Annotated in this window: 13 protein-coding genes and 1 pseudogene; 7 read left to right on the top strand and 7 right to left on the bottom strand. The window is 67.1% G+C overall.

From position 1 onward, the window contains the following. Positions 1-382: 382 nt before the first annotated feature. The gene (locus ACF1AG_RS32660) at positions 383-3,421 is read left to right on the top strand and encodes a VCBS repeat-containing protein (protein ID WP_391810873.1); all 3,039 of its coding nucleotides are present in this window, start codon (positions 383-385) and stop codon (positions 3,419-3,421) included. A gap of 317 nt (positions 3,422-3,738) precedes the next feature. Here the strand turns inward: ACF1AG_RS32660 and ACF1AG_RS32655 are convergent, their stop codons facing one another. Then, the gene (locus ACF1AG_RS32655; protein WP_391810872.1) at positions 3,739-4,398 is read right to left on the bottom strand and encodes an HNH endonuclease family protein; all 660 of its coding nucleotides are present in this window, start codon (positions 4,396-4,398) and stop codon (positions 3,739-3,741) included. Between the two features lie 209 nt (positions 4,399-4,607). Here ACF1AG_RS32655 and ACF1AG_RS32650 point away from each other — a divergent pair, with 209 nt between their 5' ends. After that, positions 4,608-4,811, top strand: a complete 204-nt coding sequence (locus tag ACF1AG_RS32650) for a DUF6207 family protein (RefSeq protein WP_391810871.1) — start codon at positions 4,608-4,610, stop codon at positions 4,809-4,811. 210 nt (positions 4,812-5,021) lie between these two features. Continuing rightward, positions 5,022-6,302, top strand: a complete 1,281-nt coding sequence (locus ACF1AG_RS32645; protein ID WP_391810870.1) for an MFS transporter — start codon at positions 5,022-5,024, stop codon at positions 6,300-6,302. A gap of 325 nt (positions 6,303-6,627) precedes the next feature. Here the strand turns inward: ACF1AG_RS32645 and ACF1AG_RS32640 are convergent, their stop codons facing one another. Then, positions 6,628-8,301 (bottom strand): HEAT repeat domain-containing protein, encoded by a 1,674-nt coding sequence (locus ACF1AG_RS32640; RefSeq protein WP_391810869.1) that lies wholly within the window; start codon positions 8,299-8,301, stop codon positions 6,628-6,630. Positions 8,302-9,001: 700 nt separating this feature from the next. Then, positions 9,002-9,238: pseudogene (locus ACF1AG_RS32635) on the bottom strand (hypothetical protein). A 173-nt stretch (positions 9,239-9,411) separates the two neighbouring features. On the opposite strand from ACF1AG_RS32635, the gene ACF1AG_RS32630 reads away from it, so the two are divergent. Then, positions 9,412-10,812: a hypothetical protein gene (locus ACF1AG_RS32630; protein ID WP_391810868.1), complete on the top strand. Its 1,401-nt coding sequence runs from the start codon at positions 9,412-9,414 to the stop codon at positions 10,810-10,812. Between the two features lie 52 nt (positions 10,813-10,864). Here the strand turns inward: ACF1AG_RS32630 and ACF1AG_RS32625 are convergent, their stop codons facing one another. The 3 genes from ACF1AG_RS32625 to ACF1AG_RS32615 all read right to left on the bottom strand — a co-directional run bounded on the left by ACF1AG_RS32625 (position 10,865) and on the right by ACF1AG_RS32615 (position 14,141). Then, on the bottom strand, positions 10,865-12,133 hold the full coding sequence (locus tag ACF1AG_RS32625) for a helix-turn-helix domain-containing protein (RefSeq protein ID WP_391810867.1): 1,269 nt from the start codon (positions 12,131-12,133) through the stop codon (positions 10,865-10,867). A gap of 588 nt (positions 12,134-12,721) precedes the next feature. Beyond that, the gene (locus tag ACF1AG_RS32620) at positions 12,722-13,504 is read right to left on the bottom strand and encodes a transposase family protein (RefSeq protein ID WP_391810866.1); all 783 of its coding nucleotides are present in this window, start codon (positions 13,502-13,504) and stop codon (positions 12,722-12,724) included. 271 nt (positions 13,505-13,775) lie between these two features. Further along, the gene (locus ACF1AG_RS32615) at positions 13,776-14,141 is read right to left on the bottom strand and encodes a hypothetical protein (RefSeq protein WP_391810907.1); all 366 of its coding nucleotides are present in this window, start codon (positions 14,139-14,141) and stop codon (positions 13,776-13,778) included. A gap of 80 nt (positions 14,142-14,221) precedes the next feature. On the opposite strand from ACF1AG_RS32615, the gene ACF1AG_RS32610 reads away from it, so the two are divergent. The 3 genes from ACF1AG_RS32610 to ACF1AG_RS32600 all read left to right on the top strand — a co-directional run bounded on the left by ACF1AG_RS32610 (position 14,222) and on the right by ACF1AG_RS32600 (position 16,177). After that, a complete protein-coding gene (locus ACF1AG_RS32610) occupies positions 14,222-14,989 on the top strand; it encodes a transposase (RefSeq protein ID WP_391810865.1) in 768 nt (255 codons plus the stop codon). A gap of 140 nt (positions 14,990-15,129) precedes the next feature. Further along, positions 15,130-15,264, top strand: a complete 135-nt coding sequence (locus ACF1AG_RS32605) for a BBE domain-containing protein (protein WP_391810906.1) — start codon at positions 15,130-15,132, stop codon at positions 15,262-15,264. Positions 15,265-15,604: 340 nt separating this feature from the next. Then, the gene (locus ACF1AG_RS32600) at positions 15,605-16,177 is read left to right on the top strand and encodes a TetR/AcrR family transcriptional regulator (protein WP_391810864.1); all 573 of its coding nucleotides are present in this window, start codon (positions 15,605-15,607) and stop codon (positions 16,175-16,177) included. 397 nt (positions 16,178-16,574) lie between these two features. Here ACF1AG_RS32600 and ACF1AG_RS32595 read toward each other — a convergent pair whose 3' ends face one another. Further along, positions 16,575-16,940: a DUF1330 domain-containing protein gene (locus ACF1AG_RS32595; protein ID WP_359599789.1), complete on the bottom strand. Its 366-nt coding sequence runs from the start codon at positions 16,938-16,940 to the stop codon at positions 16,575-16,577. Between the last annotated feature and the right edge of the window lie 108 nt (positions 16,941-17,048).

Here is a 17,048-nt window from a genome sequence, read left to right as displayed (position 1 = left end):
GGGCAGCCCCACCGGGCATACCGGACACAGTTCCCCCCCTGGGAAGTCGTCAGGGACGTGATCTGGACGTAGATCAACAAGAACGTAACACCGGGTTGCCGATCAACGGCAGAGGGCTAACACAAATTAACCACTCCACCTTTTCCGTTTATTCATAAATATAGGTGCAAAGGGAACGAAAGTGCCCATTCTTGGAATACTACATTGAATATGAACCGAGAATGACGCCGCGGGGCCGAAAGGGCTTGTTACGTGATCACTCATCTCTCTACGGTGCGTAGTTGCATCACCACCAGGGAGGGGAAACCGCACCGTGAGACCGGCTCACCACACGAGAAGACGAATGCGCCGAAGGGGGTCTGCCTCCATCGCGCTCGCCGCGATGGTGCTCGCTTCGATCCAACTTCTGCCGAACACAGCGCACGCCGCATCACCGGCGCCAGCCGCCCAGGAGCCCGTCGCGTCCATCGACGCCCAGAGCAAGACGGCCCTCTCCGAAGCAAAGGAGACCGGGGAGCAGGTCGAAGTGCTGGGGCAGCGCACGGAGACCTCCCAGGTCTTCGCCAACCCCGACGGCTCATTCACCGAGGAGCGCTACGCGCTGCCCCAATGGGTACGCAAGGGGAACGAACTCGTCGACATCGACCCCACGCTGCAGGCAACGTCCGAGGGCCTGCAGACCACAGCCACAGAGGTCGAGGTCACCTTCTCCAACGGCGGCACCGCCCCCATGGCCACCGTCACCCGTGACGGCCGCAGCCTCGCATTCTCCTGGCCTAAAGCTCTGCCGGCCCCCGACGTATCCGGCGAGACAGCCACCTACCGTGAGGTTTTGCCCGGCGTCGACCTCAAACTGCATGCCACCCCCTCGGGCTTCGGCCAGGTCCTCGTCGTGAAGACAGCACAAGCCGCAGCCAACCCGGAGTTGCATCAGCTCGAGTACGACGTCCACAGCGACGGCGTCGAGCTCGAAGAGGACGGCGATGACAATCTGCGCGCCCTCAACCCGGCCGGTCAGGAAGTATTCACCGGTCCGGCGCCGCGCATGTGGGACAGCACCACCGACCCCAGTACATCTGCGGCAACCACGAGCGCGGCTCGCAGTCTGTCGTCCGACGCGGAGGGGCCGGTGGATGACGGCGGTTTCACTCCGCCCCCGGGTAGCCAGCAGGCCCCGGTGCCGGTCGACACGGACGGCAAAACCCTCACGCTGACCCCGGACCTGGACCTGCTGACCGGCGACACCACGCAGTACCCGGTGTACATCGACCCGTCGATCAGCGGCTCACGCTACTCCTGGACCATCGTCGACAAGCGGAACCCGAACAGCTCCTTCTACAACGGAGCAGGCTGGATCAACTCCGACGGCACCAAGGGCACCACAACGGCCCGCGCCGGCTACGAGAACGAGACCAACGGCCTCACCCGCTCGTACTTCCGCATGAACGTCAAGAATTTGTGGAGCACGGACAAGGTCATCAAGGCCTCCACGTTCCGCATCAAGAACACCTGGTCCTGGTCGTGCAACGACAGGAAGGTAGAGCTCTGGCGCACCGGCGTGTTCGACTCCTCGACAACCTGGAACACTCAGCCCAGCAAGGCCACCCTCCTGGACACCGTCAACGAGTCACTGGGCTGGGGATCGAACTGTCCCGCAGGCAACCTGGCCTTCGACACCACATCCGTGGCAAAGAGCGCGGTCACCAACAAGTGGTACACCGTCGCCCTGCTCCTCCAAGCCTCTGACGAGTCCGACGTCTACGGGTGGAAGAAGTTCGACGCCAAGTCAGCCGTGCTGTCCACCACCTTCAACACCGTGCCGAACGTGCCGACGGGCCTCGACACTTCCCCCAGCTCCGGTGGCTGCAAGACCGCTGCCCCTTACACAGTGATTGGGAACACGGACATTTACCTCACCGCCAAGGTCGGCGACGCCGACGGAGGCACCGTTCGCGCGCAGTTCCGTCTGTGGGGTTACAACAACCGCTCCGGCGGCGCCGAAATCTACGACGCGACCGTCTCCGCGACGTCCGGAACGGTCGCCAGAGCCCGCGTTCCGAAGGCCACACTCGCGGCGAAGGAAGCCGCAGCAGGGGGCGTCTTCTCCTGGAAGGTCCGCGCCTACGACGGCGAGAACTACTCCGCCTGGACTCCGGCCACTACCTGCAACTTCGGCTTCGACTCCACGCGCCCCTCGAGCCCACCCGCCATCACATCCGTCCAGTTCCCCGACGGCGGCGACGGCTGGCCGGCCGACACCGGAACCGTACGCACCGAGGGCACTTTCACACTCAGCAGCTCGGGCGTCACCGACGTCAGGAAGTACGAGTACTGGACGGACTGGGACACAACCGTACGCACCGCAACTCCTGCTGCGCCCGGTGGAGCGATGGATGTCAGGGTGACGCCTACCTCGGCAGGCTCCCACGTGCTGTACGCCCGCAGCGTCGACGCGGGCGGAAACGCCTCCGACCGCGCCGCCTACCTCTTCTACGTCAACAGCCCGAACATCGCCGACCGGCCCGGTGACCTCAACGGCGACGGCAACAGCGACATGTACGCGGTGCGCACCGACGGCACGCTGTGGCGATACTCCGGCACCGGCGACGGAACCGTCAGTGTCTACTCCGTCTCCAGCTCCGCCGGCTTCGACGGTGCCTCCATCACTCACCGCGGCGACTGGACCGACGACGGGTACGAAGACCTCATCGCCCTGCAGGGCACGGCCGGCAGCAAGAAACTGCAGTTGTACCCCAACAACGGCTACGGCTACGCCTGCACCACCACCGGCGAGCAGGACCCCGCAGGGTCCACCGCCTGCACAACAGACAAGCAAGAACTCGCCGTCTACGACCCTGCGAACAACCACTGGCAGAACGCCGACCAGGTCATCGCCATCGGCGACGTCGACGGCCCCCTGGACGTCGACGGCGACGGAACCATGGACGTCCCCGGCTTCCCCGACCTCCTCGTCAAGGAAGGCGAACTCCTCTGGCTCTACTTCGGAGCCAACAGCTACCACCTCGACGAAACACAAGAACCCGTCCTCGTCGGAGCCCGCAGCTGGTCCGGCTACGACCTGATCGCCCCCGGCGACGTCGACAGCAACGGACACGTCGACATCATCGCCCGCAACACAAGCACCGGATACCTCTACCTCTACCCCGGCACCGGTCCCGCCGGCGAAGGCCTCGGACAAGGCCCCACCCGCCAGCAGATCGGCTCCAACTGGGGGCCGGCGAACCGCCCCCTGATCACCTCACCCACAGACGCGGACAACAACGGCACACCCGACCTGTGGGCCACCAGTCCCGAAACCGGAAAGGGCCTTTACTTCTACCCAACCGTCACCACCAGCGGTCACGGCACCCCCACCGTAGTAGGAACCAACGGCTGGCTCGGCTTCCAAGCAATCAGCTGAGCCGCCCCTCCGCACCCTCGATCCGTCGGCCTGGTGTTACGTAGGCTGACCCAACACCAGGCGCAGACCAAGGCCGGTGCTGCCAGGGCCCCGTTTCAAACGGCTCGAAAGTGATGGCGTCGATCGGCAAGAGCTGATCGACGCCATCACCCTTCAACGAGTTGCAGATGGTCAGCCATGATTTGGACGCCGCACGACCGCCGGGCCCAGGCAGTCCCACCGACGTGGGGATGCTCTGGCCTCCGAGTTGTCGCGCACGAGGCCGGACGCGCCCCTATTTTGGTGGTCGGCGGCCTGTCCGTTGGCTACCAGGTGGGTCATGCTGCGGGTTCGTAGGTCACGGTCTGATCGGGGCAGTCGGCCGCCGTCTCGCGCAGGGCCGCCACCTCGCTCTCGTCGGCCGCAAGGCTCCAGCGGAGTTTCGTGCCGGCCCACTCCGCGGCGTATCGGCAGTGCACCTCGGCCGCCGGCGGCAGCCACTGTGCGGGGTCCTGGTCCGACTTGGAGCGGTTCGAGCGGGCTGTGACCGCGACCAGGCTCGTGGCCGATCCCTGGTCGTTGGCGTAGGCCTCACGCCGCTGTGCCGTCCACGCGGACGCTCCGCTGTCCCAGCTTTCCGCGAGGGGCACCATGTGGTCGATGTCCAAACCGGAGGCGGATGTCACCCACACCTGGTCGTAGTACGACCACCAGCGCCCACCCGACAGCCGGCACCGGGGCCCGACCGTGGGCGGCTCGACGGCCTCGTCGAGCAGCACCTCCGCGCGGGTGTTGCAGCCGTCGGACGGATCGTCTCCGGTGTTCCAGTGGCGGAAGGCGTCGCGGTCGTAGCCGTCGCGGGACTCGGCCTCCACCGGCAGCCGGTCGACGGCTTCGGCCAGAGGGAGCGTCTGCGCCGCGGAGGCAGGAGAGGACGCGGTGAGGGGCAGTACGGCAAGGGATGCGGCGGCCAGGCCGCGCAGCACGGTGGTGAGCATGAACCGTTGTTAACGGCCCCGTGGGGAGCGCTGTCGGGTCTTCGTCGAGTGCGCCGCCCGTGTGGGTGCAATGGTCGTACCGGAAACCGCCGCAGCACCACGCTGCAGCTCGCGGGCGGATGGTCAGCACGCCCCTCTCGCCGTACCCGGTCGGGTGACGCTGCCCGGACGCGCGAACCCCCGGCAGGCCCGAGTGCGTCGTGCCGGATATGAAGCCGATCAACGACGGGCACGTAGCCGAACCGGGACTCGCGGTCGTGGAAGTCGCCGCCGCCGATGACGAGACAGCGTTCGCCGTCCAGGAACTGCTCGCCACACGGTGGGCGATCGCGCCGGCGGACCGCACCACCCACGAACCCGGCGAACCAGGCGTACGACTGCGCTGCTACCTGGACATGCGGCAGCAGCCTTAGACGTAGACGGGGAACCGGAGGTCGTGGCCAGGGTCGTGCAGCTGCCGCGGCCCTGGCCGCCCCTACCGAATCGATACGGCGTGTGCATCCAGCAACGACAGGACTGAGCAGGCTTGGGCCCTGTGACCGACCGGCTTTGATGGCCTGATCACGAGGTGGTCTTTGGTCCGACTGACTACGCTGAGCGCCCTCGCGCGTCGGGAGGTTCGGTTGGTACGGCGGAGCACGCTCGGGCAGGACTTCCGGCGGTTGTGGGGCGCCTACGCGGTCAGTGCAGCGGGCAGTGCCGTCGGCATGGGTGCGTTGCCGCTGATCGCCCTTCTGGTGCTGGATTCCTCGGCGTTCCAGGTCTCGGTGCTTGCTGCGTTGTCTGCGGTGGCCAGCGCGCTGATCGCTCTGCCGCTCGGTGTGCGCATCGAGCACCAGTACAAACGGCCGGTCATGATCACCGCCGATCTGGCCCGCTGCGTGCTGCTGGCGAGCATTCCCGTCGCCATGGCTTTCGACAGGCTCACCTTCACCCAACTGTGTGTCGTCGGCGTTCTCCAGACGGCCGCGTCTGTCGCATTCGACGCGGCGAGCGGGGCACATCTGAAAGCACTCGTCCCGCCCGAGCACCGTCTTCGCGCCAACAGCCTCTTCGAGACGACCAACTGGATCAGCGTCAGTGCCGGCCCGCCCGTCGGAGGGCTTCTGATCGGAGCACTGGGCGCGGCGGCCACGATGGTGGTCGACGCGCTGTCCTTCCTCGGATCGGCTGTAGGCATCCGATGCATCCGGCAGCCTGAACCTGCGCCACCGGCACGCGCCGCCACCGCTCACCTGGGCCGGGACATCGCGGCCGGCTGGCAGTACCTCCTACGCCACCCAGGACTACGGCCGCTGTTCTTCAACGCGCTGCTCTTCGGCGGATCCGTCATGATGGCCTCCCCGCTGATGGCCGTCCTCATGCTGGACGACCTCGGACTGGCACCGTGGCAGTACGGACTCGCTCTGGGACTGCCGTGCCTGGGCGGTGTACTGGGCTCGCGCCTGACTCCGCTCCTCACCCGGCAATTCGGACAGCGTCGCATTCTGCTGGCGTCCGGCGTTGCGCGCACGCTGTGGACGATCCTGCTGCCGCTGACGCCCTCCGGCGCCCTCGGCCTGTTTGTCATCGTGGCCGCCGACTTCGGCCTGCTCCTCTCCGCCGGAGTCTTCAACCCGTCCTTCACCACCTACCGCATGGCAGCCACACCCGACGCCTTCATGTCCCGCGTCGGCACCTCCTGGTCGGTGGGCGCGAAGACGTGCCAGGCCGCCTTCGTAGTCGCCGGTGGCGTCTTCGCCGTCGCCGCAGGCGTACGCGGCGCCCTGCTCATCGCCGGCCTGCTGTGCATGGCGAGCGCACTGCTCCTGCCATGGCGAAGGGAACGCTTGTCCAACGGGCATGTTCCCTCGCCAACGACAGAAGCGGCTCCGTACCCGGCCACGGACAGCCCGGCCGCATAGCGGCCTCCTGGGCTACAGGGACGAAACTTCGTCAGCCCGGTCGGGCATCCGCGCCTTCGGTTCCGGCCTACGAGGCCAGCACTCGGCCAAACCTGCCCGAGCCTTCGACACGCGCTCGGCAGCACAGGCAGATGAATGGCCAGCACCGCCCGAACAGCATCTTCGTCCAGTTCGAACTGCCGCAGCCAAGAAGAGCAAGCAGCGCCTGGCGCGGCTGCGCACCGCGTGGCCGGAGTCCTAGGAGGAGGGCGGCTTCCTCTACCAGCGGTGGGAGAAGGTCGGCCAGGCCCGGCACGCCAACTGGCGAGAGTCGCGTCGAGCAGGTTCAGTAGGGCGGTTCCTCTGCGTAACCGTTCCTGCGCTTCGACTGGGGTGCTTGGCCGTCGGTGAGCGCGTCGAGCGTGACCCGTGCCGCCGCGCGCACTGCGTCGTCAGGGGCGTTGGTCAAGGGATGGATGAGGGCGAGGGCGGGTTGAGCGTCGAGTCCGAAGGTGGCGAGGGCGTTGAGCGCGTCGGTCACTACGGTCCAGCTTTGGTGCTGGTCGGCCCACCTGAGGGTGTCGGTGATCACGGGTATGGCGATCGGGTCCTTCAGCTCGGCCAGGCAGGACAGGTACAGGCTGGCGGGTATGGGCGCGTGGGGGTGGTGGGGATCGATGCGCCGCAGGCCGTTGGCGAGGAGGGGGACGAGCCGGTCGGCGGCCTGTGGGTAGCCGCCAACGCCGTAGAGGACGCGCCAGTCGTCCACGCGGGTTTCCAAGGAGCGGATCAGGTCGGGAAGGGCGCGAGTGTCGCGATGGTCGGCCAGGACCATGACCGCCTCTTGGTAGGCCTCGCGGATGAGGGGATTGTCGGTTGCCCAGACGTCCGGACCGTAGGTGGTGCGCAGGGTGGCCATGTGGTCGTCGAGGGCGTTCAGGAGGAAAGCGGTGTCCTCTGGGGCGATCGTGAGCCGGCCGCCCCACCACTGGCTGAATCCGCCCTGAATGATGCGGGCCGCGGCCCAGTCGTCCGGGAGCAGGCCGAGAAGAGAAGTCAGCACGGGACGGGGCAGGGGGCCTGGGAGATCCTTCGCCATGGCGATGGCGTCGTATCGGGTGGCGGCATCAGGGCTGGTCAGCTGTGCGACGAGGAGAGCCGTGCGATCCGCGATCCGGTCGCCCAGGACGGCGTGGAGGGTGCGCAGGACGCTGCTGATCGGGGAGTGCTCCTCCCAGCAGTGGTCGGGATCGAACCGCTCCACGGCCAGGTGAGCGGGGCGCACCGTGGGGGCGCCATCGCGGCCGCGAACGTGCGACGACGATTGGCACCGTCGGCATCCGTCGCACAGCTTCTCGGTGGTCGGGGTCACGGTGCTTTCCCGCAGAAGGGTGATCGCGCGAGGCACGAGGTCAGCGGTGTCCCGGGCCGGGTTGATCAGGACCTGGTGGGTGAGGGCTGAGAGCCGGACCGGGGCGTCGCTGTGAGGCCGTTCGGGGCCGTCGACCAACTCGTCCAGCCAGGTTGCCACGGTCGTCCCGGTCTCAGGCAGTCGGACGGCCAGACGCGCCAGCGTACGGACGACCAGCAACCGCTCCACGATTCCGTCTTCGGCCGGTAGGCGCTCGGCCAGGACGCGGGCGGCACGCGCGCCGTCGGCGAGGAAGAGGCCGACGGCTTCGATCGCCGGGCGGCGCACCAACGGATCCGGGTCGGCCGCGTAACGGACGAAGGCATCCGCACGCTCGGCCATCTCAGCGGTGATGGCAACGTGGGCGGTTGACTCGACGCCGTTCACCGTGAAGTAGATGCCCTCAGGGTCATAGCCCAGAGCTGCGCGTCCAATGCTGAGGAGCAGCCTGACGATCTTGGCCCGGTCGGGGGTGGCCGGCTCATCGGCCATGTCGAACAGGAACGGCAAGCTCGCGGCGGTGCACGGGTCGACGGCCCCTTGGTCATGGGCCTCCGCATAGAACTCCTCGAACGCCTCGGTGCGTACCGCGGCGTCCGGGCAGAGCATGTTTCGGAGGTGGCCCGGGACCCCGCATACCTGACCAGGCAGGTGGCCGGTCGTCCAGTCAACATCATGTGCATGGATCACGGACGACAGTCTCCAACGGATCGCTGACGTTCACGGCACCGGCTGAACGCCACCGACGCTCAGGGACGCCGCACGACGCTGTACGCACGGAGAGGCGAGACCGGCCGTTCAGGTACAGAGACACACCATGCTGAACGTCAGCAATGAGCCCTGGCTGACGATCTCGCCACCACCTCACAGGGCCACACACCAGGCGGACCGACGAACGAGGCTGACCACCAGCCCGCAAGGAGGGTTCAACCGCAGCTCGAATAGCGCAGCTTACGAATTCTGCTGCATCACCAGTGCCTGCCCCGACCTCTCCCCCACCTGACGTCAACGCCGCGCTGACGGCGGCCCGGCGCGGCGGCCCTGGCCGACGCGCAACCGGCTGAGCGCGCCCGAATCCCCGGTCGCGGCCGCACCGCCCATCCCGCCCGCCCCTTCCTCCTTCACTCCAGCCAAGGGACACGGGCAGAACAGCCGCAACGGGGATGTCAGCAGGCCGACCACGGCAAAACAACGTGGTGACCTGCGCGGACACGGAGACGGTCCTGCGGGCCGCGCAACACCTAGCGCGACTTCAAGCGCAACAGATAGGCACAACCCCCAGCGCAACCTCGTGCTCCTGGCCGACCGGTCACGCGGCCCGGACAGCTTCGTGGGCGCGGGCGACATGGCGCAGCTCGGAGCGTGCCGCCGGCACCGAGGGGACGGTCTCCCAGTAGGGGTGCCACCACAGCCGCACGGACAGGAGCAGCAGGCGGCGGCGCAGGGTGGTGGTGTCGCGGGGGCGGGGTGCGGCGAGTGCTTGGTAGGTGGCGTTTCATGCGGTTTGCGTCTGCACCAGGTTGTCGGGGAAGTCGGTCACGTCCATACCGGCATCAGATCGCGCGTTCGAATCACGTGTCACTTCGGACGCGCCGGACCCTGGCCTCGCGGCCGGAGTGCGGCTCGCCGTGGTCGCCCCCGACCACGGCGCAGCGACCTACGCCGGTGCTTCCCTGCCGCCACGCCCCAGCCGTCCATGAAAGCGACCAAGGCGCGGCGATGGGCGTCCTGGCGGGCGATCTGCCGGGCGAGAACGTCGCGGTCGACGTACGGGTCGACGACGGTGAGGCCCAGGCGCTGTGGTTCGAGCGAAGCGGCTGGACAGGGTTTGTCAGTCGGTTCCGGGATCATGTCGGCATGGGTGACAACAAGCGGAGGCAGCGGAACACGTATGAGGTGCTGGGACTACAACCGCTGTTCAATGCCTTCGGAACCTCTGTCCTGGCAACGGGTGTCTTCGACAGCATCACGAAGCGGTACGGGAACAGCACCGGCAGTTTGTTCATGGCGAGGTCCGGTGTCTACGGCAGCGTCCTGAAGCAGTATGGGCGCGGCATCGGCGCTCTTTCTTTCCTGGGGCCGCAGAGGTCGATATCCGTCGGTGTCCTCGACTCGGTGAAGACGGGGTCTCTGCTTGGTGAGTCCTTCTTCGGCAGCTACAAGACGGCCGCGCTGGGTCTGGACGCCTTCCGGGGCAGTGGCAGCGTCGGATCTTGGGGAGCTGACCCGTTCGGCTGGGGGAAGGGCGCGGTGACGACCGGGGTCTACGGCGGCGTGTTGAAGGCGGCCGGACTTGACCAGCTCAGTGGCAGCATTTTCCCGGCGGCACGTGGCGCCGCTGCTTCGGTCTGGCTGCCTGGTCTGCTGGACAGTTTTACCGCGCCCTTGGCGCCGAGCCTTCCGCGCCGGGCGGAGGAACTGGCAGATCTCCTGCTGCCGCCCAATCTGCAGGGCTTCTCCAGTAACGAGTGGTCTCAGCTGATCGACATCACGACCGAGGCTGGGATCGGCCTCATGTGGGCTCCCAGCGCCGGGCACCTGCGCGCGCTTCTCGCCGAAGACAGCCGGGAGGGGCGCTACGCCTACCTCCTGCAGCATCAGGACGAACTGCTCGATGAGCTGAGCGCAGGGATGCAGGAGGTCACCGAGGAGCCTTTGCAGGACCTCGTGCGGCTTGGCATGCGGGCCATCGAGTGCGCGAGAGCCGGCCTGTGGGAGGGTGCTCTCGCCCTGACTACGAACGTTCTGTACTCCGCGATGGAAGAGCACGGGATCGAGTGGTACCGCCGGGAATTCCGCAGTGTCCGCGACCACAATAACCAGCCGATCCGAGGAATCAACGGCCCCGGACCGACCGTGGAATTCGTACTCAGCAACGTCCCGATGCCCGAACGCCGGGTCGGAATTTTCGACCTGCGCACGCACCTGGTGACCCGACCCATGTCCCATGTGTTCAAAAACAGTGCGCTCGTGCAGGATCAGCACAACCGTCACGCGGTGTGCCACGAGGCTTCCTACACCTCGTTGCGAGAGGTGTACGTCCTGCCTGCCATGCTCAACATGCACGCCCTACTGCGGGTACTGGACGAGAAGATGTCAGACGACAGCCCAAGCCCTTGACCCGACCGTGACAGCCGGAAGTTCGCCTCCCGCAGTGTCTCGTGAGCGACGCTCACCCTTCGTCGGTCAGGGCCTTGGTGAACAACTCTTCGGAGTCCAGCGAACGGAGCAGGGGGCCGAGAAGCCTGCGGGTCACCGTGCCCGGTGCGTCACGCAGCTCCGCCAGCGTGGTACCGGTGCTTTCCTCGTAGGTGTCGGCGCTGTACCTGTGGCTGCTGGGCCAGTGTGACTGTCCGGAGAACCTGCGGCGGCCGCGGAGCCTGTTGGCCCCGACCGCAACGGCCCAGTTTCCGTGGTAGCCCACGTCGTCGGAGATCAGGCGCGTCAGCTCCAACATGTGCCAGGTGAGGATGACGGCGCCGGCGTCGAAGAGGACCTGTTCCTCTTCGCCCTCCGAGGCATAACTCTTGAGGCCGTCGGAAAGACGGGTCATGAACAGGCGCAGTCCGCCGTCCTCGAAGAGCTGGACTTCGATCACGTCTTCGTCGCGCCAGCCGCCGTCTGCGACATGTGTGCGGTCGGAGCGGAGGCCGGAGGAGCTGAGAGCTACGCCCCTGGCGCGCCTGTGCCCTTGGTGAGCGTGGCTCAGGTCGGGTTTGAAGCCCTGCCCTTCGAGCGCTGCTCGTAGGCGCTGGTTGTCCTGGACGCGACGGATCAGGGTGTGTAGGCGCATGTTCCAGTCCGGGGCGCCGGTGATCGACAGGCACATGTCCCGCCGTCCGGCTGTGGGCTGGGCGACCAGGAAGAGGTGGGACTGGGCTCCCACGTCGCGCAGCGGGTCTTCGTCCATCTCCTTACGCAGCAGGGCGAGGGTGTCGGCCTCGGTGTTGCGCCGCCGTGCGTGCAGCGCGACGACCTCTGCGTCGCCCATCTGGTACTTCGTCTTGTCACCTCGGCCGAAGTAGCGGTTGTCGACCATGTGCGGTGCGACGGGGCTCGCCGGGATGTGCACGACGAGGTAGCCGGTCCCGTCGTCGGCCGCCGCGCTGATCTCCTCGGTGAGGATGATCAGCGGCGGGTCGGGGATCGTCCGGGCGACCTGCTCGACCTTCTCCGGCAGTCCGTTCAGCGGCTGGGGGGCGAGTTCGAAGGTGCGGCTTTCCTTGTTCTCCTGCACGCCGATGATCAGAGTGCCGCCGTCGACGGCGAACGAGGACAGGTCGCGCGCCAGTTCCTTGTTGTCGCCCTTGCTGTTCGGGGCCTTCTTGAGGTCGAGGTAGTGGCTTTCCTCGAACAGGCCACCGATGATGGCGGCCTGGAGGTCCGCTTCGGTCTTCGGTGCCCACCGGGGGTTGTCGGACGAGAGGTAGATCGATGTCACTGTGCGGTCCCGCTTTCCATGGTCCAAGGCCCGGCGGGCCCGTAAGCCCCAGCAGTTGAGTGCCAAGGGTACGGAAGGGGACCGACAGCCCATTGGCTCTATCGAGCAGTAGGGACGTCGCTTGTCGATGAGTTTGGTTCCGGGCCGGAAGCCCCTGGTAGTCCGGCGACCGATTCTGCACCTCGGTTGTGTTCTGCCGATGATGCACCGCCCGGCGCGGTCCGGTCGGCATCCTCCCCGGCCCCTCATCAGCCACGTCGGGGTCCGCGCCCTCCTCGACCAACGCCTCCAGATACTGCTCCAGGCCGTTCACCCGGCGACGAGGCGCCTCTTCCGCGTCCGCAAGAGCCGCCCGCACCCGTTCTAGTTCGGCTTCGAGTTCCTTCACCTGCGAGGCTCCGGCCTTCTGCCTCGCTTCCAGAACCGCCCGCATCGACGGCATTCGCTACCCCCACGACGTCTCGCCCGGCAACAAGCCGAGACTCCCGCGTCAGCAATCGCTTCATGCCTGACCAGCGGATACGTCACACTAACGAGCTCGTGCACGGTAGGCAGGGAGGCGTCGAGAATCGCGGTGGGGCTCGGCGTTCACATCGGTCGTGCTGATGTCAGGTCCGCGGTCTGCTGGTGGGACAGCAGACCGGCGACGGCCTGGACGGTGTGACTCATGTGCTCGCGGCGGCCGAGGTGGCGGGTCAAGGCCCGCCAGTTCTTCAAGTGGGCGATGCCGTGCTCGACCCGGATCCGCCTCGAGGAGTGCGCCTTGCGCTGGCGCTCGTACATCTCCTCGTACCAGTCCGGAGCATTCTTCTTGAACTTGCGGTGTGGTGGTGTGATCACCCGTCCGCCGGTCTGGGCACCCAGGCCCTGGTAGCCGGCGTCGGCAAGGATCTCCACCGCGGGTCCGTCGGCCAGGAGCCTGACCAGCCCGAGCTGGCGGGCGTGGGTGATGTCCGCGCAGCTGCCGGGCTTGGCCGGGCTGCAGAACAGCACCCGTCCGTCCTCGTCGGTGACCACCATGGCCTTGACGGCGTTCTGCTTGTTTTTGCCGGAGATGAACGCCTCCCGGTCCTTGCGTCCGGTGGCCGGCCGGCGGACCCGGATCTCGGTGCCGTCGATGATGCCGGTCTTTCCGGCGGTGCCCAAGTGGTCGACGACCTCGGCCAAAGTCCGCAACCGCACTCCGGGACTGATGGTGCAGCCGCGTTCGGCGAGCAGTGGTCGTACCTCACCGATGGCGCGGGTGATGGTGGAGCGGTCCACCTTGAACCAGCAGGCCAGCACGTCGTGCGTGACCCCGTGTCGGAGGTGCACGAGGGTGGCCAGGAGCCGATCGACGAAGACCAGCCGGTACTTCGCACCAGCGCCCACAGCGCGCTTCCGCGGCCTGGAGGCAAGTCTGTCCTGGTGCCGTTCATGCCACAACGGGCCAAGCTCAGCCACGAGTTCAGCGATCACATCGGCCGACAGGCCCGTGATCCTCCGGTCGCTGATGATCGCTGCACGAGACGCGTTCCCCACCACACGACCATGATCGACGATCAGAAGCTCGACGCCTCCCTGCCTACCGTGCACGAGCTCGTAAAGGCTGTCCCGTAACCACGGCCCATCCCCGTGGGCGGGGCACTCTGCGCTCCCGGGGCTACCCGAAGATGAGCTCGACGTCCTTGTCCACGCAGAACCGCAGGACGGTGATCAACTGCCTGACGTCTTCGATGCGCCGTCGGATGACAGGGTCGCTGTAGTCAGACTGCCGCTGGTCGAGAATCGCTTCCAGACGGGGCAGCATGGCCGCGCATTGAGCGGGCGCGAGAGAGCCCTCGTCGTCTGGATGGTTGAGCAGTGGCGCCAGCGTGGTGGAGACACTGCGCCGCTCTCCGCCGAACCCGTTCATTTCGGTGAGGGTGAACCCCTCGGCCTGAGCCAACCACTTCCTGAACATGCTGAAGCCGGTGTATGACCAGGAGACGTCCGGACTCGCCACGTCGTCGTCGCCCGGGAAGAGCATCAGTCCCACCTTGCCCCCTTGGCCGTTCATAGCCCAAGATCGCCGCGAGGACGAGTGCCGGCAACTGGAACGATCTCCGGATGGCCGGTGTGATCACGGCGTCGGAGCCGTCCTGGATAGCCCCGTTCACCGGGCTGAGCCCACGCTGTTTCGGCAAGCTGGTGACGGCTGTGCGCCGCGAAACTGCGGCCAAGGAGCATCGCGGGCGCCCCTGGAGACTGCCGCTGGAGGACCGCATCCTGTTGGTCATCGCGTACTGGCGCACGAACTTGACGATGCGCCAGCTCGCCCCGCTGTTCGGCATCTCGAAGTCGGCGGCCGACCGGATCATCGACCACCTCGGGCCCCAGCTCGCGCTCCAGCCACGCAGGCGGTTCGCGAAGGACACCGTGCTCATCGTGGACGGCACACTGGTCCCCACCCGGGATCGCACGATCGCCGAGCAGTCGAAGAACTACCGCTACTCCACAGCCCACCAGGTCGTCATCGACGCCGACACCAGGCTGGTCGTCGTGGCCGGCCGTCCTCTGCCTGGCAACCGGCACGACTCCCGCGGCTGGGAGGAATCCGGCGCCAAGGACGCCGTCGGCAAGACCGTGACCATCGCCGACGGCGGCTACCAGGGCACCGGCCTGATCATCCCGCACCGCAGGGCCAAGAGCGAGGACCTGCCCGCCTGGAAGGAAGAACACAACCGCTCCCACAAACGCGTCCGGGCCCGCGTCGAGCACACCTTCGCCGGCATGAAGAGCTGGAAGATCCTGCGCGACTGCCGCCTCAAGGGCGACGGCATCCACTACGCCATGCTCGGCATCGCTCGCCTGCACAACCTCATCCTCGCTGGATGACAGGTGAGTGCATGCAGCAGTCGACCACGTCAGAACCGACCTCAAGATCAGTTACCGGACAACCTTTAGCCACGGACTGGACAGTCGGACCCGAATATTTGACCCCGCCCCCTCCCCCAACACCGGTCCCCGCGGTCTGAATACCGGCTTTCGTCCAATTCCAATTTCCCGTTCCCGCATACGGCGTCGAGCGCTACCAGCGTCTGACCGCCGCGAAGAAGGTGTACGACCCGACCAACATGTTCCGGGTGAACCACAACATCCCGCCCGCCTGACGGCATTCGGCCGCCGGGGCGGTGCCGGTGCCAGGGGGTCAGAAGGGCCCGCCCGGCCCAAAGGGCTCCGGGCGGGCCCTTCAAGGCGCTGTTGCCGCCACCGCATCCCCTCCCATGCCGGGAGCAGGACAGCCCCCGCCTGGAACGGGTTGGCTTCACCCGTTCTCCCCAGTGTGCGGATGGCCGTAGCTCCGGCCCGATCCGCCGTTGCGCCGCGGGCCACGACCCGGCCTGCGCCTGTCGGCGGCGCGAGAGGGGGACGACTGCGCCCGCCGATAGACGGTGGGCGTAATCTTTACAGTGCCAGTAGATGACTGCTCGACGTCACGGAGGCTGTTGGATGAGTCGCGTCTCGCAAGCAGAAGCGCGTGCGAACCGAGAGCGAGTGGTGGCCGCGGCCGCACGGCTGTTCCGTGAGGACGGTGTGGCCAATGTAGGCATCGCGGATGTGATGAAGTCGATCGGACTCACCCAAGGCGGCTTCTACAAACAGTTCGCATCCAAAGCCGCACTCGTTGACGAAGCGGCCGCCAAGGCGTTCGCCGACAATTTGCAGGACCTCCTGGCCTTGGACCAAGAGGCCGGGGAGCATGAGGCGGCGTGGCAGTCGCTGCTCGAGTCCTACTTCTCGGTCGAGCATCGCGACAACCCCGGTACCGGTTGCCCGGCGGCCGGGTTCGCCGGCGATGTCGCGCGCGAGCCCGAGCACAGGGAGACCTACGCCAAGGGCGTCCAGGAACTCGCGGGGTGGATTGCGCCTGGTGACGCCGGCCTGGCCGCCTACGCCACGCTCGTCGGCGGCATTCTGCTTGCCCGCGCCACCGCGGGCACGCCTTTGTCGGAACAGATCCTGCGAGCTTCACACGCCGCGGCGGCGAGGGCCGCCGACAGCACTGAGCCGTCGAACGACTGACGTTCTACGCCGCCTGGGCACTCTCAACCGCTCGACGTCAGAAAGGCCGTCCCGGCACAGCCGGCACCCCCGCCGAGGAACCCGCGCGCACCCTCGGCGCCGCACGCGACGGGTAGGGGCATGGGCCACCAGGGCGCCGCGCGCCACCGCCAAGGCCGCGGCCCAGTACGCCGGCAACGCTGCGGCCCTGGCCAACCACGTCCCTTTGGTGATGAACCGCTCAGGTTGCGCATTGGCCTGAGTGCCGTCGTCAGGCTGTGCATGCCGAACGCATAGGAGGCCGTGCGTTCGATGACGTAGAGGCAGCCGCCCGGCACGGTCAGTCCCGACGGATATCGGCCGTTGCGCTTCCAGGGTCCCGGCCGAATTCACCTGGACCGCGATCGGGATGACGCTGTCACTCGGAGGTGCCGGCCGCCGCCGCGACCGCGGCGCGCACCTCCTGGGCGAACCCCTTGACGGTGTAACCCGGGGGCAGGCTGTCGATCATGACGAGGTCCGAGATCGCGTTACGCACGCGCAGCGGCAGGATCGCCTGGTACTCGGGCGACCGGTACCAGGCCTCCGCCGCGGCACGGTCGGGGAACTCCATCAGCACGACCAGGCCCGGCCACGAGCCCTCGATCATGTCGGGCGCGCCGTTGGCCAGCCACTTCCCGCCGAACGGCTGGACAGTGGCCTCGACCTGCTCCAGGTACGACAGCCCCTCCTCGTTCGGGACGTCGCCGGGGATGCGGAGATGGTTGATCAGGTAGGTGCTCATGGAAGGTTCCTTCGAGGAGGCCACGCGCGCTGGGCGCACAGGACGATTAGATTATGTTTATGATCTAACCTCGTCGCGACAAGTCCCGCAACTCAGGACCCCAGAGGG

The sequence above is a fragment of the Streptomyces sp. NPDC014764 genome, assembly GCF_043082785.1.
Taxonomy (GTDB): domain Bacteria; phylum Actinomycetota; class Actinomycetes; order Streptomycetales; family Streptomycetaceae; genus Streptomyces; species Streptomyces althioticus.
The sequence above is the reverse complement of the archived record's forward strand: the minus strand, read 5'-3'. Positions and strand labels throughout refer to the sequence as shown.

What these genes read in the sequence shown, in the direction of transcription:
- ACF1AG_RS32660 (WP_391810873.1), top strand. Translation starts at nt 383, where the DNA reads ATGGTGCTCGCTTCGATCCAACTTCTGCCGAACACAGCGCACGCCGCA.
- ACF1AG_RS32655 (WP_391810872.1), bottom strand. Translation starts at nt 4,398, where the DNA reads ATGCTCACCACCGTGCTGCGCGGCCTGGCCGCCGCATCCCTTGCCGTA.
- ACF1AG_RS32650 (WP_391810871.1), top strand. Translation starts at nt 4,608, where the DNA reads ATGAAGCCGATCAACGACGGGCACGTAGCCGAACCGGGACTCGCGGTC.
- ACF1AG_RS32640 (WP_391810869.1), bottom strand. Translation starts at nt 8,301, where the DNA reads ATGCTCTGCCCGGACGCCGCGGTACGCACCGAGGCGTTCGAGGAGTTC.
- ACF1AG_RS32630 (WP_391810868.1), top strand. Translation starts at nt 9,412, where the DNA reads ATGGGCGTCCTGGCGGGCGATCTGCCGGGCGAGAACGTCGCGGTCGAC.
- ACF1AG_RS32615 (WP_391810907.1), bottom strand. Translation starts at nt 14,141, where the DNA reads ATGCTCTTCCCGGGCGACGACGACGTGGCGAGTCCGGACGTCTCCTGG.
- ACF1AG_RS32610 (WP_391810865.1), top strand. Translation starts at nt 14,222, where the DNA reads ATGGCCGGTGTGATCACGGCGTCGGAGCCGTCCTGGATAGCCCCGTTC.
- ACF1AG_RS32600 (WP_391810864.1), top strand. Translation starts at nt 15,605, where the DNA reads ATGAGTCGCGTCTCGCAAGCAGAAGCGCGTGCGAACCGAGAGCGAGTG.
- ACF1AG_RS32595 (WP_359599789.1), bottom strand. Translation starts at nt 16,940, where the DNA reads ATGAGCACCTACCTGATCAACCATCTCCGCATCCCCGGCGACGTCCCG.